The sequence below is a fragment of the Azospirillum sp. VT-I1 genome (genome assembly GCF_055698305.1).
Window position 1 is genome coordinate 1,666,446 of record NZ_CP168800.1, and the last position, 15,570, is coordinate 1,682,015.

Annotated in this window: 17 protein-coding genes and 1 pseudogene; 4 read left to right on the plus strand and 14 right to left on the minus strand. The window is 69.1% G+C overall.

The features are described from left to right. Positions 1-74 precede the first annotated feature (74 nt). Positions 75-608 carry a metallophosphoesterase family protein gene (locus AB8P05_RS08035; RefSeq protein WP_472757567.1) on the plus strand — a complete coding sequence of 178 codons (534 nt, stop codon included), beginning with the start codon at positions 75-77 and terminating at the stop codon, positions 606-608. Here the strand turns inward: AB8P05_RS08035 and AB8P05_RS08040 are convergent, their stop codons facing one another. From AB8P05_RS08040 to AB8P05_RS08065, 6 genes and pseudogenes are all read right to left on the minus strand, one after another. Further along, the gene (locus AB8P05_RS08040) at positions 609-3,002 is read right to left on the minus strand and encodes a putative bifunctional diguanylate cyclase/phosphodiesterase (RefSeq protein ID WP_472757568.1); all 2,394 of its coding nucleotides are present in this window, start codon (positions 3,000-3,002) and stop codon (positions 609-611) included. Between the two features lie 310 nt (positions 3,003-3,312). After that, on the minus strand, positions 3,313-4,083 hold the full coding sequence (locus AB8P05_RS08045) for a capsid assembly protein (RefSeq protein WP_472757569.1): 771 nt from the start codon (positions 4,081-4,083) through the stop codon (positions 3,313-3,315). Positions 4,084-4,130: 47 nt separating this feature from the next. Continuing rightward, entirely contained in the window at positions 4,131-4,412 is a 282-nt protein-coding gene (locus tag AB8P05_RS08050) for a Bbp19 family protein (protein ID WP_472757570.1), read from the minus strand. Next, positions 4,405-5,978: pseudogene (locus AB8P05_RS08055) on the minus strand (portal protein). Before AB8P05_RS08055 ends, AB8P05_RS08050 begins: the two are co-directional and overlap by 8 nt. Further along, positions 5,957-6,349: a hypothetical protein gene (locus AB8P05_RS08060; RefSeq protein ID WP_455172731.1), complete on the minus strand. Its 393-nt coding sequence runs from the start codon at positions 6,347-6,349 to the stop codon at positions 5,957-5,959. Before AB8P05_RS08060 ends, AB8P05_RS08055 begins: the two are co-directional and overlap by 22 nt. Beyond that, positions 6,346-6,750, minus strand: a complete 405-nt coding sequence (locus tag AB8P05_RS08065; protein ID WP_472757571.1) for a hypothetical protein — start codon at positions 6,748-6,750, stop codon at positions 6,346-6,348. The genes AB8P05_RS08060 and AB8P05_RS08065 overlap by 4 nt, the downstream gene beginning before the upstream one ends. A gap of 161 nt (positions 6,751-6,911) precedes the next feature. Between AB8P05_RS08065 and AB8P05_RS08070 the strand changes: the two genes are divergently transcribed. Both AB8P05_RS08070 and AB8P05_RS08075 read left to right on the plus strand, forming a co-directional pair. Continuing rightward, complete coding sequence (locus tag AB8P05_RS08070; RefSeq protein ID WP_455172733.1) at positions 6,912-7,544, plus strand: S24 family peptidase; 633 nt, start codon at positions 6,912-6,914, stop codon at positions 7,542-7,544. Between the two features lie 227 nt (positions 7,545-7,771). Continuing rightward, complete coding sequence (locus tag AB8P05_RS08075; protein WP_472757572.1) at positions 7,772-8,077, plus strand: hypothetical protein; 306 nt, start codon at positions 7,772-7,774, stop codon at positions 8,075-8,077. Here AB8P05_RS08075 and AB8P05_RS08080 read toward each other — a convergent pair. Continuing rightward, complete coding sequence (locus AB8P05_RS08080; protein ID WP_455172735.1) at positions 8,053-8,901, minus strand: branched-chain amino acid aminotransferase; 849 nt, start codon at positions 8,899-8,901, stop codon at positions 8,053-8,055. The genes AB8P05_RS08075 and AB8P05_RS08080 overlap by 25 nt on opposite strands. A gap of 222 nt (positions 8,902-9,123) precedes the next feature. Here AB8P05_RS08080 and AB8P05_RS08085 point away from each other — a divergent pair, with 222 nt between their 5' ends. Then, the gene (locus tag AB8P05_RS08085; RefSeq protein WP_472757573.1) at positions 9,124-9,321 is read left to right on the plus strand and encodes a hypothetical protein; all 198 of its coding nucleotides are present in this window, start codon (positions 9,124-9,126) and stop codon (positions 9,319-9,321) included. Between the two features lie 62 nt (positions 9,322-9,383). Here the strand turns inward: AB8P05_RS08085 and AB8P05_RS08090 are convergent, their stop codons facing one another. From AB8P05_RS08090 to rlmN, 7 genes are all read right to left on the minus strand, one after another. Beyond that, a complete protein-coding gene (locus AB8P05_RS08090; protein WP_109443469.1) occupies positions 9,384-10,160 on the minus strand; it encodes a succinate dehydrogenase iron-sulfur subunit in 777 nt (258 codons plus the stop codon). Positions 10,161-10,186: 26 nt separating this feature from the next. Next, positions 10,187-11,971: a succinate dehydrogenase flavoprotein subunit gene (gene sdhA, locus AB8P05_RS08095; protein WP_455172737.1), complete on the minus strand. Its 1,785-nt coding sequence runs from the start codon at positions 11,969-11,971 to the stop codon at positions 10,187-10,189. 5 nt (positions 11,972-11,976) lie between these two features. Next, on the minus strand, positions 11,977-12,372 hold the full coding sequence (gene sdhD, locus AB8P05_RS08100; protein WP_472757574.1) for a succinate dehydrogenase, hydrophobic membrane anchor protein: 396 nt from the start codon (positions 12,370-12,372) through the stop codon (positions 11,977-11,979). Positions 12,373-12,383: 11 nt separating this feature from the next. Then, entirely contained in the window at positions 12,384-12,773 is a 390-nt protein-coding gene (gene sdhC / locus AB8P05_RS08105) for a succinate dehydrogenase, cytochrome b556 subunit (protein ID WP_455172739.1), read from the minus strand. A 276-nt stretch (positions 12,774-13,049) separates the two neighbouring features. After that, positions 13,050-13,313 (minus strand): hypothetical protein, encoded by a 264-nt coding sequence (locus tag AB8P05_RS08110; protein WP_111067319.1) that lies wholly within the window; start codon positions 13,311-13,313, stop codon positions 13,050-13,052. A gap of 116 nt (positions 13,314-13,429) precedes the next feature. Beyond that, on the minus strand, positions 13,430-14,296 hold the full coding sequence (locus AB8P05_RS08115; RefSeq protein ID WP_472757575.1) for a class I SAM-dependent methyltransferase: 867 nt from the start codon (positions 14,294-14,296) through the stop codon (positions 13,430-13,432). A gap of 76 nt (positions 14,297-14,372) precedes the next feature. Beyond that, a complete protein-coding gene (gene rlmN / locus AB8P05_RS08120; protein ID WP_472757576.1) occupies positions 14,373-15,542 on the minus strand; it encodes a dual-specificity RNA methyltransferase RlmN in 1,170 nt (389 codons plus the stop codon). Positions 15,543-15,570: the final 28 nt, after the last annotated feature.

A 15,570-nucleotide genomic window follows, 5' to 3' on the forward strand; every position in this document is an offset into this window, starting at 1 on the left:
CGTTCGGACCGCTGCGCGGCGGGTGAGCCCCTGGTTCGGGGAACCGCCCGCCGCACGGCGGCGTTGACCGGTCGATGACCGTCTATTTCACCAGCGACACCCATTTCGGCCATGGCGGCGCCCGCGGGCGCTTCCGCCGTCCCTTCGACTCCACGGCCGAGATGGACGCGGCGATGGAGGCGAACTGGAACGCCACCGTCGGCCCCGGCGACGAGGTCTGGCACCTCGGCGACTTCGCCCTGCACATGAAGCCGGACGCCATGGCGGACCTGCTCGGCCGGCTGAACGGCACCAAGCATCTGATCGCCGGCAACAATGACGGCCCGGCCACGCTGGCGCTGCCCGGCTGGGCCAGCGTGCGGCATTATGCAGAGCTGACGCTGGACGGCGTCGATCTGGTGATGTGCCATTACGCCTTCCGCACCTGGAACGGCATGCACCGCAAGGCGCTGAACCTGCACGGCCACAGCCATGGCCAGCTGAAGCCGCAGCCCCGGCAGATCGACGTCGGCGTCGATGTCTGGAATTTCCGCCCCGTCACCCTGGCCGAACTGACCGTCCCGCGCCAGCGGCGCAGGAAGGCGCCCGAAGGCGAAGCGCTGCTCTGATCACGCGGTCTGGCGCAGCCGCTCCGTCAGCAGGCCGCAGGCGGCGTCCGCCGGCACCGGGCGGCCGGTCAGCCAGCCCTGGACCTGGGTGCAGTTGTGGTGGCGCAGGAAATTGGCCTGCTCGGTCTTCTCCACCCCTTCGGCGACCACATGCAGGCCCAACATGTCGGCCATGGCGATGATGGTGGACACGATGCCGGCATCCTCGCGCTCGTTCGGCACGCCGTTGATGAAGGAGCGGTCGATCTTCAGCGTGGTGATCGGCAGCCGCTTCAGATAGCTCAAGCTGGAATGGCCGGTGCCGAAATCGTCCACCGCCACCCGGATGCCCATGGCCTTCAGCGCCGCCAGAACGCCCAGCGCATGGTCGAGATCCTGCATCACCGCACCCTCGGTGATCTCCAGTTCGATCAGGCCGGGGGGCAGGCGATGGCGGTCGATGATGCGGCGGAAATCCTCGGCGCTGCGGTTGCGCAGATGCTTGGGCGAGATGTTGACGGCGACCGGCACCGGCTCCATCCCCAGATCCAGCCATTCGCGCATCTGCCGGCAGGCCTCATCCAGCACCCAGTCGCCGAGCGGCACGATGAAGCCGGTCTCCTCCGCGACGGGAATGAACTCGCCGGGCGGGATCATCATCCCCGGCTCCTGCCCCTGCCCCGGCTTCTCCCAGCGCAGCAGCGCCTCGAACCCTTCCAGGGAGAAGTCGATCAGCGACACCTTGGGCTGGTAATGCAGGCGGAACTGCTTCAGCGCCAGCGCCGCGCGCAGGTCGCCGTCCAGCGCCAGCTGGCGCCGCGCCTGCTCGGCCAGCTCGGGACGGAAGAAGGCATGGCGGCGCCCGCCCATCCGCTTGGCGGCATAGAGCGCCGTCTCGGCGGCGCGCAGCAGCGCCTGCGGGTCCATGACGTCCCCGACTACATCCCCGGCCGCGTCCCAGCCCGCCACCCCCGCCAGATCATCGGGGTAGACGGCGATGCCCACCGCCGGGCGGACATAATGCTCGCAGCCCGGCAGGGTGACCGGGGCGTCGAAGGAATCGAGGATGCGTCCGGCGACGGCCGCCGCCTCCTCCGCCCCGCCGATCTCCTCCAGGATCACGGCGAAGTCGTCGGTGCCGATGCGGCCGACCGGATCGCCCGGACGGACGGCGGCGGCGATCCGCCGCGCCACCTCCTGCAGCAGGGCGTCGCCGGCCTGATGGCCCAGCGTGTCGGTGATGAGCTTGAAGCGCGACAGGTCCAGGCACAGCACGGCGAAGGGGCGGCGGTCGCCTCGGCTGCGCTCCACCGCCGTTTCCAGCAGCGATTCGATCATCGCCCGGTTGGGCAGGCCAGTCAGCCGGTCGCGGGTGGCCAGCCGCATCAGTTCGCGTTCGTGGCGCAGCCGGTCGGTCACGTCGGCCAGCGCGCAGACGAAGCCGCGCCGCCCCCGCACCACCAGCGGCGAGACGCTGAGCGAGGCGTCGATGCGCCGGCCGCTTCCGGAATGCTCGATCCCCAGCGCCTGCTCCCGCATCGGCGCCGCCGTCTCCGCGTCGCCAATAGGTTTGGCGGCCATGACGGCCAGCAGCGACTCGATCCGCGCACGGTCGGGGGCGGCGAACAGGCTGGACAGCGGACGGCCGCGCAGTTCCCCGGCGGGAACGCCGAGCAGGGCGACCGCGGCGGGGTTGTGCTCCTCGATCCGGCCGCGGGAATCGACCAGCAGGATCGCCTCGCTGACATTGTTCATGATGCCGGCCAGCCGCTCGTCCCGTTCGATCAGGGCGATGGCGGCGCGGCGGAAGAACTCCATGGCGCGGGCCATCGCGCCGAATTCGTCGCGGCGCTCGCAGCCGGGAATGTCGATGTCGGTCCGCCCCTCCGTCAGCAGGCGCATGCGGTCGGACAGCATTTCCAGCGGGCCGACGACATGCTGCGACAGGAACAGCGATCCGGGCCAGCTCAGCACCAGCAGCACGGCCAGGAACAGCAGGAAGCCCGACGCCTCCACCAGGAAGGCGCGGTCGAGATCGCCGACGTCGCCGGCGGCGGCGATGGCCCAGCCCCAGGGTTCGAACCGGCCTTCGGCGGTCACCGAGCGGTCCATCGGCGGCCAGCCGGACGGGACGACGCCGTCGGTGAAGATCGTGAGATGGAAAGGCTTGGCCGCCAGCGCCCGCAGGGCCGTCCGCGCCCGGTCGCGCGCCTCCTCGGCCGAGATGGCGCCCGCCGCCGCCGACCGGTCCAGGTCGCGCAGAAGCCCGCCGGCCGATTCCACCAGCGCGGCCGCGACCTGTCCCCGTTCGGCGATCATGCCCTGGCGCAGCAGATAGAGCGCCGGGATCGCCGCCATCAGGCAGCCAATCAGGCCGATCCAGGTCAGCCAGCGAATCTTGCGGCGCAGCGTCATCGGGCCTGGCGTCGCTCTCTTGTCCGTTGGGGTGACGGACGGTTGGTCGTTTGCGGAAATTGGCGGCTTCGTTTCAATCGTGCAATGTAATTTTTCTTCGCATGCGCAACAGACGGCTGTCCAACCGATACGAAGGTTGCACGCTGCGACGCTTTGCCCCACAGGCAGCATTCTTGCCGAATTCGGGCAGCGATGTTTCAAGCGGATCCGCCCGGTTGCACCCGGCCGCGCCCGGCCGCCGAAACGGCAAGGGCGGCCGGGCAACGGTGATCGACATTGGCAGTCAGAGCCTTGCCGTCCGATCCTTGGCTCACCCCTGGCTGGGATAGAGCCGCTGGAAGCCTTCGGTGACGCGGGCGATCACCGCCGGATCGCGGTCCCGCCAATAGCGGGGATCGCGCATCAGGGTGCGCAGTTCCGCCTCGCCGTCGCCGCCGGCGGGGCGGGATCCCGCCATCGACAGCGCGGACGGCTCGCTGCCGGTCATCATCGCATAGAGCGCCATGACACCTTCGTAGGAGGTCGCCAGCCCTTCGACGGCGGCCGGCGGCAGGGTCTTGCCGGCCCAGGCCAGCAGCTGCCGCGACACCTCGCGCCAGCGCTCCTCGCCGCCGAAGCGGGCGACCAGCCGTTCGACCTCGCGTTCGGCCTGGAATTCGGCGGCGACGCTCTGGATCAGCGGGACCATCCGCTCGGCGGCGAGATCATACAGCAGCTGTGCCTGCGCCGGGGTGTAGCCGGCCTCGAACAGGCGGCCGTTGATCTCCGGGTCCGGCTGGAACAGGCCATGGTCGCAGGCGATGCAATAGCCCTCCGCCGACTCGGGCGCGCCCAGCAGACGGCGAATCTGCGCCGGGTCGAGGCTGGCCGGGTCGAAAGCAGCCGGCTCGGGAGGTACCGCCGCCTCGGCCGGCTGCGCCGGAGGCTGCTGGGACAGGCGGCGCTCAAGCTCCAGGTAGGATTTCAGCAGCGCCTCGACGCGCAGCTCGCCGGTCTTGGGATCCCTGAACTTCTCGGGGATCGGCAGCGGCGGGACCGCAGCGGTGGGGGCGGCGGACTCGGTCAGCAGAGTGTCGGCCATCATCAACTCCTGCAGGAAATGGGAAAAGGGAGCGGACAGGCCGCCGGTCAGCCCGCCCGCCCGCGCGCGACCAGCGCGAGGATGGTGGCGACCAGCTGGCGCTGTCCTTCGAGGTGGCGTAGCGCCGCCTCCGGCGCGTCGGGCCCCAGCGCGCGGTCGAGCGTCATCGCCCGCAGCACCGCCAGCACCCGCGCGCCGTCGCCCCCGGCGAAGCAGCGGGCGAAGCTGGGCGCCGGATCGGTCTCGGCCGCGGCGGGGACCGGACCGGCGGGGGACGGCGCCTCCAGCCAGTCCCAGCCGGCCCGTTCCTTCATCGGACGCTCAGCCATTGGGCACCCCAGCATCGGAGATGGAGGCGGGAACGGGGGCGGGGGTTGCATCGGGAGCAGGCCCGGTCTCCGCCCGCATCAGCTTGGCCGGCACGCCGAAGGCTTCGCCCAGCCAGCGGGCGGTCGCCGCAGCGTCCACTGCGGCCTCCGCCTCCGGCCCCAGCGCCTTGACGCTGTCCAGCCAGCGCAGCGCCGCCTGGACGTCGCGCTGCGCCTGCGCCTGGGCCAGCGGGGAGCGGTGCTGCAACTCCACCAGCCGGCCATCGACGGTGATGTCGGGGATCTCGCCGCGCCGGCGCAGGATCGCCACCGCCCGCAGCAGGAGCGGGTCATCAGCTCCGCCTGCAGCCGGCCATAGGTGGCGCCGAGCAGCCGCGCCATCTCGACCGAGCGTTCCAGCACCTCGGTGGCGGTCATGCGCGCCGACTCCACCGGACCCAGCCGGTCGGCCAGCAATGCGTGGCGGATGCGCCCGCGCAGATCGTCCAGCACCAGCTGCGACACGTCGAACCGGCCGGGATTGGCCAGCGGCGTCAGCCCGGCCGACCCCACCGCCTTGGGGATGATGGTGCCGGGCACCAGCCGGATGGTGGCGGGGTTCAGCACCCCGTCATCCTCCGCCTGCCAGATGCCGGTGACGGCGATGGAGGCGTTCTTCAGCACCAGCTCCACCACCTTGTTGGCGGTCTTGATGTCGGGCAGCGCCTTCATCACCGGCGACCGGCCATAGGTCTCGCCCGGCGCCTTCAGCCAGCGGAAATTGACGAAGGGAGACTGGGCGAAGCGCCCCTGCGCCAGCCAGGACGGCTCGGCCAGCCCGCTGTCCAGCACCACCGCCCAGCGATAGGCGACCCCGTCGGGCAGCACCGCCTCGACCAGGGGGAAGCGGCTGTCGGGTTCCTCGGCCGCTCGGCGGCGCAGGTCCTCGGGCAGCTCAGCAGCGGGAAAACGCTGGAGGATCTGCGCCAGCGTCGCCTCGCTGCGGCGGAAGGTGGCGTCCAGCCGGCCGTCCGGCCCCTCCTCCAGCACCGCTTCGGCCAGCGGCACCGCAGTGAAGCGCAGGCTGGACGGGGCGCCGGGGGCCGCCTCCTCCATCAAGAGGCTGGCGGTGCCGACGGTGACGAGGTCGAGGAAGGCCTGATGCACCTCCACCGCGAAGTTGGAACGGTCGAAATGCGCCTGGACGATCCCGGCGGCGCGGTCGAGCAGCGGGGCGATGCGGTCGCGCTCCGCCCCCGTCAGCGCCGGACCGGGCTGGAAGCCGAACCAGCGCGACCAGGGCGGCGTCAGCTCCGACAGCAGGCTGGCGGCCAACTGTTCCACCGCATCGGGGGCGGTGCCGTCGAACAGGCGGTCGACGCGGCGCTCGCCAGGCGTGCCGTCGCCGCGGAAGGGCCGGCCGTTGGGCAGCGCATGGTCGTAGCAATCCTGCCAGTGGCTTTCCCACACGGCCCGGCGTTCGCGGGCGGTGCGGTAGCGCTCCAGCAGGGCTTCCGGCTCCGACAGGTCCTTCGTCCTGCCTGCCGTCCTGCCTGCGGCGGGTTTCACGGCTGCGGATGCGGGCATGCGCGGTCTCCTCCGGTCAGGTGGCGGTGCAGTTGCCAGGGGGTCAGCACCCACGGCGCGCGCAGGCCGATCAGGCGCTTGACCGCCTCGACGCAGGTGAAGGGTCCCCAGGGGGCGGGGCCGGCGGGACGGCGCAGCGGGGCGGGGTCCACCGTCAGCCCCTGGGCGCGGTACCAGCCCGGCAGGTCGAAGTCGGCCGGCAGGTCCAGCACCGCCACGTCGGTGAAGCCGGCCAGCGGATCGACCGCCACCCAGCGCCGCCCGTCGTTCAGCAGGGCCAGGCAGTGGCGGAATCCCGGCTTCAGCAGCCGCAGCCACCACAGCGGCGCCTCCCCGCGATAGACCACCCAGGCGGTCGGGGCCGCCGTCATCGCGCGATGCCCTTCTCGCGCAGGGCCGGGGCGATGACGGCGAAGGCCTCCTGCCACAGGGAATGGGCGCGCTGTTCGCGGAAGCGGTCGGGCTCCGGCGCGCTCTGGCGGCGACCGTAATGGACCAGCACATGCAGGTGGTCGCGCAGCAGCTTGCGGGTCCGGTACAGCCGGTCGACCACGCGCAGCACGTCCTGCGGCTCGCAGGGCCGCTCGACCAGCCCGCGCCCGGCGACGACCCGCGCGCCGGCCGCCTTGGCGTCCTGCGCCTGCACCGCCCAGAACCACGCCTCCTCCGCCCCGGCGAAGGGCTCGCCATCGGCGCGGTAAGGCTCCGCACTCAGTGGGACGGCGCGGGACAGGCGGGCGGCAGGCAAAGCGGGGGCGGCCGGACTCAGCATGCTGGTCTCCTTGCGGCTTCGGATTTTTGAAAAGGGAGGCGCCGGTTCCGGGTTGCGGCCGCGCCGTCCGTTTGCGTTATGTTCCGGCCGATAGGCGCGGTCAACATGTTTATGAAAAAGTTCCTAGGGACGCTGTCGCCGGTTTATGAGATTATCGTCCCATGCTGAAACATACGGACATCTGGCGGGCCATCGACCGCCTCGCGGCACAGCACGGGCTCTCCGCCTCCGGGCTGGCGCGGCGCGCCGGACTGGACCCGACAACCTTCAACAAGAGCAAGCGCACGACCAGCGACGGCAAGCTGCGCTGGCCGTCGACGGAAAGCATCTCCAAGGTGCTGGACGCCACCGGCGCGTCGCTGTCGGAATTCGTGTCGCTGGTCGGCGACGGGGCCGGCACCACCCCGCTGCAGCGGGTTCCGGTGATCGGCTATGCCCAGGCCGGATCAGCCGGCTATTTCGACGACGCCGGCTTCCCCGCCGGCAGCGGCTGGGACGAGCTTCTGTTCCCCAGCCTGGGCGATCCGCACGCCTATGCGCTTGAGATTTCCGGCGACAGCATGGAGCCGGTCTATCGCGACGGCGACACCATCATCGTGTCGCCCGCGGCACAAATCCGCCGCAACGACCGCGTCGTCGTCCGCACCAAGGGCGGCGAGGTGATGGCCAAGCAACTGATCCGCGAGACGGCGACCAAGATCGAACTTCTGTCGATCAACCGCGCCCACCCCGACCGCAGCATCCCGCTGGCGGACGTCGCCTGGATGGCGCGGATCATCTGGGCGAGCCAGTGAGGTAAGGTCTCGCGTCGGGCCCCCTCCCCATCCCTCCCCTCTTCGAGGGAGAGGGGGCAGGAGCTTTGTAGACGGTCGGCGGAGTTCCCTCTCCCGCGATCGGACCGGCCTTTGGCCGGCCGAGGGCGGGGAGGGTTAGGGAGGGGGCAAATGCCTCGCGCACGCCCAACCCTTCCTAGGAAAATTTCCCTTTACCGTCCACCCCCGCAGGCGCTACCGTCCATCCCATGGATCGCGCCGCCCGCCTGGACAGCCTTCACCGCACCCATGACGCCCGCCCGCCGAAGCCCGAGCTGCGCACCGCCCTGCTCGGCGGCCATATCCGCGCCAACGCCGTCAAACGTGCCGCAACGCTCCGCCTGCACGGCGACCTCGCGGCCGAGGCGCGCCTCGCCACTGCCCGGCGCCGCAGCGCGCTGACCGCCGCGGCCTGCCGGACCGACGCGTGGCTGGCCCGTCTGGCCGCCACGCTGGCCCATCATCGCCGGGCGGCGGTGGCCCTGCTCGATCAGCGGAACGCGTATTCCCAATAGAGCGCCCGCGCCCGCTGGAAGATTGGCCCCGCCGCAAGGCTGCGATCCTCCACCTTGATGACCGGCACGCACTTGGCGTGGTTGCCGGTGGAGAAGACCTCGTCGGCCTCCAGCACATCCCGAGGCGTCAGCGTGCATTCCTCCACCGTCACGCCGTCGTTGCGCAGCAGGGCGATGATGCGCTGGCGGGTGATGCCGTTCAGGAAGCAGCCGTTCGGCACCGGCGTGCGCACCACGCCGTCCTTGGCGATGAAGATGTTGGAGGTGGCGAACTCCGCCACATTGCCGATGGCGTCCAGCATGATGGCGTTCTGGAAGCCGCGCTTGCGCGCCTCGGTCAGCGCCAGCCCGGCGTTGGGATAGAGGCAGGCGGCCTTGGCCTCGGTCGGGGCCATGGTCGGAATCGGGCGGCGGCGGGTGGAGATGCAGGCGGCGAAGCCGGTCGGCTGCGGCAGCGGGTCCTCGTAGATCGACAGGACGAAGCGCGTGCTCTCCGGCGCCGGGGCGACGAAGCCGTCGTCGGCGTAGAACATCGGGCGGATGTACAGCTCCGCCTCCTTGGGGAAGCGGCGGATGCCGTCCCAGCACAGCTCCTCGATCTCGCCGGCGGTGACCATCGGCTCCAGACCCAGCACTTGGGCCGAGCGGATGGCGCGGGCGCAATGCAGGTCCAGGTCGGGGGCCACGCCCTGGAAGGCGCGCGCGCCGTCGAAGACCGTCGAAGAGAGCCACAGCGTGTGGGACAGCGGTCCGACGATCGGAGGATTGCCCTCCACCCATTCGCCCTGGATCCAGCTCCACGCCTGGCCTGCCATGCCGCCCATGATTGGTCCTTCCCTTGGATAGAAATGTGTTCTTCCGCTGGGCGGCGCCGGTTCGCGCCGTCCATTGGTGGTTGGTCGTCGTTGGTGATCTCCCGAAGAGCATACCCCCTCGCCGCCGCCGGTCAACCGGTCCGCACGCAATCGTCCCGTGCGAGGGAGCGGATTGCGGGTTCGGCCGTTGATAGGGGAGAGCTGCCAACCGACAGAGAGGGGAGTCACCCAATGCCGATCACCTATCCCGGCCTCAGCGCCGCTCCGCCGAACCCCTTCCCCGGCCCGCACGAGGATGTGCCCGTCGTCGACCTGCCGGGCACCGACAACCCCGACCTGCCCGACCCCGGCGGCCCCGGCACGACCGACAGCCCGGTTCCGGGCAACGACCTGCCGCCGTCGCGCCCGACCGACCCGGACTTCGTCTAAGGCCCCTAAACGAAAAAGGCGCCCCCGGAGGGGCGCCTTTTCCTTGTCGTGAACGCTTTTGGTCAGCGGCGCGCGACCATCAGCTTCTTGATCTCGGCGATGGCCTTTGCGGGGTTCAGACCCTTCGGGCACGCCTTGGTGCAGTTCATGATGGTGTGGCAGCGATAGAGGCGGAACGGATCCTCGAGGTTGTCGAGGCGCTCGCCCGTCATCTCGTCGCGGCTGTCGGCGATCCAGCGATAGGCCTGGAGCAGGATCGACGGGCCGAGATAGCGGTCGCCGTTCCACCAGTAGCTGGGGCAGGAGGTCGAGCAGCAGAAGCACAGGATGCACTCGTAGAGGCCGTCCAGCTTGGCGCGATCCTCCGGCGACTGCAGCCGCTCGCGGCTCGGGGCCGGGGACTGCGACTGCAGCCACGGCTTGATCGAGGCGAGCTGGGCATAGATGTGCTTCAGGTCGGGGACCAGATCCTTCACCACCGGCATGTGCGGCAGCGGGTAGATCTTGACGTCGCCCGGCACGTCCTCGATCGCCTTCAGGCAGGCCAGCGTGTTCGTGCCGTCGATGTTCATCGCGCACGACCCGCAGATGCCCTCGCGGCAGGAGCGCCGGAAGGTCAGCGTGCTGTCGACCTGGTTCTTGATGTAGATGATCGCGTCCAGGATCATCGGCCCGAACTTGTCGAGGTCGACAACATAGCTGTCGACGCGCGGGTTCTGGCCGTCGTCCGGGTTCCAGCGGTAGATCTTGAAGGTCTTGGCCCGCTTGGCACCGTTCGCGACGTTGACGGTCTTGCCGACACCGACCTTGGAGTTGGCTGGCAGGTTGAATTCAACCATGGCTGATTTCCTTTATCCGGCGGGCCTTAGTACACGCGGGCCTTGGGCGGGAAGACCTCGACCTCGTCGGTCAGGGTGTACATGTGGACCGGGCGGTAATCGATCTTCGTCTCGCCATTGTCCGCGACCCAGATGACGGTGTGCTTCATCCAGCCTTCGTCGTCGCGGTTCGGGTAGTCTTCACGGGCATGCGCGCCGCGGCTTTCCGGACGGTTCTGGGCGGAGTGCAGGGTGGCGACCGCCTGGCCCAGCAGGTTGTCCAGCTCCAGCGCCTCGACCAGATCGGAATTCCAGACCAGCGAGCGGTCGGAGATGGCGATCTCGCCCTTCTTGGCATAGACCGCGTCGATCTTCTTGACGCCCTCGTCCAGGACCTCGCCGGTGCGGAAGACGGCGCAGTTGTTCTGCATCGTCCGCTGCATCTCCAGCCGCAGGTCGGCCGACTTGATCGAGCCCTTGGCGTTGCGGATGCGGTCGAACCGCTCCAGCGCCTTGTCGCAAGCATCCGGCTTGACCGACGGAGCCTTGCCCGGCTTGACGATCTCGGCGGCGCGGATGGCAGCGGCACGGCCGAACACCACGAGGTCGAGCAGCGAGTTGGAGCCCAGGCGGTTGGCGCCGTGCACCGACACGCAGGCGGCCTCGCCGATCGCCATCAGGCCCGGGACCACCTGGTCCGGGTTCTCAGGCGTGGGCGACAGAACCTCGCAGTGAACGTTGGTCGGGATGCCGCCCATGTTGTAGTGGACGGTCGGCAGGACCGGGATCGGCTCCTTGGTCACGTCCACGCCGGCGAAGATCTTGGCCGTCTCGGCGATGCCGGGCAGGCGCTGGTGGATGATCTCCGGCGGCAGGTGCTCCAGGTGCAGGTGGATGTGGTCCTTGTGCTCACCCACGCCGCGGCCTTCGCGGATCTCGATGGTCATCGAGCGGGACACGACGTCGCGCGACGCCAGATCCTTGGCCGACGGGGCATAGCGCTCCATGAAGCGCTCGCCGTTGGAGTTGGTCAGATAGCCGCCCTCGCCGCGCACGCCCTCGGTGATGAGGCAGCCGGAGCCGTAGATGCCGGTCGGGTGGAACTGCACGAACTCCATGTCCTGCAGGGGCAGGCCGGCGCGCAGGATCATGCCGCCGCCGTCGCCGGTGCAGGTGTGGGCCGAAGTCGCCGAGAAATAGGCGCGGCCGTAGCCGCCGGTCGCCAGCACCACCAGCTGGCCGCGGAAGCGGTGCAGCGTGCCGTCGTCCAGGTTCCAGGCCAGCACGCCCTTGCAGACGCCGTCCTCCATGATGAGGTCGAGCGCGAAGTATTCGACGAAGAACTCCGCCTCGTGCTTCAGCGACTGCTGGTAGAGGGTGTGCAGGATGGCGTGGCCGGTGCGGTCGGCGGCGGCGCAGGTCCGGTAGGCCTGGGTCTTGCCGTACTGCGCGGTCATGCCGCCGAAGGCGCGCTGGTAGATCTTGCCTTCCGGCGTGCGCGAGAAGGGCACGCCGTAATGCTCAAGCTCGATGATCGCCGGGATGGCCTCGCGGCACATGTACTCGATGGCGTCCTGGTCACCCAGCCAGTCCGACCCCTTCACGGTGTCGTACATGTGGTAGCGCCAGTCGTCCTCGCCCATGTTGCCGAGAGCGGCGGAGATGCCGCCCTGCGCCGCCACGGTGTGGCTGCGGGTCGGGAACACCTTGGTGATGCAGGCGGTCTTCAGGCCCTTTTCGGCCATGCCGAAGGTGGCGCGCAGACCGGCGCCGCCGGCGCCGACGACGACGACGTCATAGGTATGGTCGATGATGTTGTAGGCGGTCGCCATGGTCGTCAGGCTCCGATGAAGATCTTCACGACGGCCAGCACGCAGGCGGCCGCCAGGGCGAAGGACAGGAACTTGACGCCGATGATCAGCGCCATCTTCTGCCATTCGACATGCACGTAGTCCTCGATGACCACCTGCAGCCCGGACTGGGCGTGGTGGAAGGTGACCACGGCGGTGAGGATCATCATGACGGCCGAGAAGGGCGACTTCATCCACGCGATGAACGCGGCATGGTCGGCACCCAGATGGCCGATGACCCCGAAGACGAACCACACGGTCAGCGGGACCAGGGCGATCGCCGTCAGGCGCTGCGACCACCAGTGCTCGGTGCCATGCTTGGCGGAACCCAGACCGCGCGCGATCTGCAGCGGCGAACGGAGGGTCTTGCTATTGGACGCCATGTCTTATCTCCTCACCACGCGGCCAGGCCGACGATCCAGGTCAGCACGGTCAGCACCGCCGTCGCGCCGAGGACCACCTTGTTGTTGCGGTCGGCGTCGGTCAGTTCGAACGACTTGCCGGCGTCCCAGACCAGATGGCGGATGCCGTTGCACAGGTGGTAGTACAGCGCCGCCGTCCAGCCGAACATCAGCAGCAGGCCGAAGAAGGAGCCGATGAAGCCCTGCGCGCGCGCGAACGCCTCCGGACCGGCGGCGGCGGCGACCAGCCACCAGACCAGCAGAAGCGTGCCCACAGCCAGCCCGACGCCCGTGATGCGGTGCGTGATGGACATGACTGCGGTCAACGGGAGTTTGTAGACTTGAAGGTGCGGGGAGAGCGGCCGACCGCTGCCGTTTGCCATTGCGTCGTCCTCTGTTCGCGGCCGGGCGCGGCGCAACATGACGATTGCCGCGGCGGCTTGGTGGTGCGTGCCCTTATTAAGACGGCTGTCCGTCCTATTGGTTGGCGCAATGAATTACGCTCACGCAGCATCCGAGTCAACGGCGGGGGGTGGCCGAAAGTGCTGGTGTGACGATTTTGGCGCAGCGCGGGAAGTGGCTGAAAAGAAACGGCCTTCCGGTCCTGTGGTAATACCAGCGAATGGAGCCAGTCGGAGGCTGTCGCGCTTGGCTCCCCGCTACTTGTCGAAGCGGCGCACGTTCTCGACCATCATCGAGTACATCTGCGTAATCAGTTCCGCCGGACGAAGACGGCCGAACGGAATGTTGTCCTTGGCCCATTCGACCAGCCCCGGCGGCGGCTTCACCGGCGCCACCTCGTACCCCGCCTTCTTCAGCGCCGCGGTCACCGCGCGGGCCTGCTTGGCATAATCCTCGTTGAAGAAGGACTTGTCGGCGTCCTTGATCGCCTTGGCGATGATGTCCTCGATGGGGGCGGGCATGCCGATGCGCGGGCCGGGGCTGTTGGCGGAAGTGCCGACACCCTGTCACAGACGGCGGGGATGGCGCAATCCGGTCGCACCGTCCCCGGCGGTCCCCGGATCGGGCGGGCACGGCATCAGGCGGGCACCTCGCCCGCCTGCATCCGGGCGAGAATGTCCTGGTGGTCGCGCAGGGCATGGCGGAAGGGCGAGCGCATATGGTCCGACATCCGCTCCATCGCCTTGGCATGCAGTCGTTCCGGATCCCCCAGCAGGGCGGCCAGCGCCTGGATTTCCGCCATCCCGTAGGCGCAGCGCCGCGGTTTGGGGCGCAGCAGGAAATGCATCGATCCGGCGGTTATCAGTCCGCGCCCATGCCGGCGAGCGATCAGCTCCAGCCCTTTGCGGCTGTAGAAGAAGACATGCTGACCGTTGTTCTCGCCGAAATAGTACCAGCTGCGGTCCTGTCCGGCGTAAAGCTCGGTCGTGACGATCAGAATGTCCGGATCGAAGCCGAACAGCGCCTCGATGTCGCGCGCTGGATCGGGCAGATGCTCCAGCACCTCGAATGCGGTGACCACGTCCGCCCGCTCCACCCCGGCCTGTTCGGCGGAGTGGAAGGGCACATAGAAGTTCGGCGTGTAGGGCTCGTGCAGGAAGACGTTCCAGCCGCGGTCCCGCATGATCCTTGCGAACAGGCCGTTGCCGCCGGCCCAGTCGAGACAGACGGCGTCCGCGCCGACGCCGAGCATCGACAGGATCAGGTCCACCCGCATCGACAGATCGAAGCTGCGGGCGACGATGCCGACATCGGTGAGAGGACGGGGATCGGCATAGGCGTCAGCCAGCCAGTACGGCTTTTCCGTCTGCATCGATCCGCAGCCCGTGCATTCGAAGAACCCGGCCCGGTGACGCCCCATCAGCAGCAATTCGAACCTGGGGACGCTGTCGGCGCCGCACAGGCGGCAGGGCACCGGTGCCGGAAGGCCTTGCCCGATCCCCATTGACCCGCCCTCCGCGACCATGTTCAGCGCCCCCGCGCGATACCCCCGCAAGACACCCCGTAGTTCGCCCGGCTTCCTAGGAGGCCAGCGCCGCGTCCTTCTCCGCGATGACGGCGGCGATGGCGGCGCGCTCGGCGGCGGTCATGCGCAGACTGGCGCTCTTCAGCTGGCCGCAGGCGGCCATGATGTCCTCGCCGCGCGGGGTGCGGACCGGGCTGGCATAGCCGGCATTGTTGACGATGTCGCCGAACACCTGGATCGCCCGCGAAGTCGACCGCTCGTAGGGAGCGCCCGGCCATTCGTTGAAGGGGATCAGGTTGATCTTGGCCGGGATGCCTTCCAGCAGCTTCACCAGCGCCCGCGCATCGGCCGGCGTGTCGTTCACGCCCTTCAGCATCACATATTCGAAGGTGATGCGCCGGGCGTTGGACAGGCCGGGGTAGTTGCGGCAGGCCTCCATCAGGTCGCGCAGCGGATACTTGCGGTTGATGGGCATGATGATGTTGCGCAGCTCGTCGGTCACCGCATGCAGGCTGACCGCGAGGTTGACGTTCAGTTCCTCGCCGCAGCGCTCCATCATCGGCACGACGCCGGAGGTCGACAGCGTGATGCGCCGCTTGGAGATCGAGATGCCGTCGCCGTCCATCACGATCTTCAGAGCCTTGGCGACGTTGTCGTAATTGAACAGCGGCTCGCCCATGCCCATCATGACGATGTTGGACAGCATGCGCCCGTCGGGCGGTGCCGGCCATTCGCCCAGCATGTCGCGCGCCAGCATCACCTGCGCCACGATTTCCGCCGCGTCCAGGTTGCGCACGAGGCGCTGCGTGCCGGTGTGGCAGAAGCGGCAGGTCAGCGTGCAGCCGACCTGGGAAGAGACGCAGAGCGTGCCGCGGTCCTCCTCGGGGATGTGGACGCTCTCCACCTCCTGCCCGTCGGGCATGCGCAGCAGCCATTTGCGGGTGCCGTCCGCCGACTTCAGGTCCTTCACCACCGTCGGCCGCGCCACGACATAGGCGCCGGCCAGCTTCTCCCGCACCGGCTTGGCCAGCGTGGTCATCTCGGCGAAATCGGTGGAGCCGCGGTGGTAGATCCAGTGCCAGAGCTGGCGGGCCCGGAACTTTTCCAGGCCGGCCGACAGCATCTCGGCTTCCAGCTCTTCGCGGGACAGGCCGACAAGGTTCTTGCGTCCGTCGGCATCGGTCGCCGGCAGAACGAAGGCGGAAGCATGATTGGAGGCGCTCATGGCCCCATTACATAGGGCCATGCGCGCG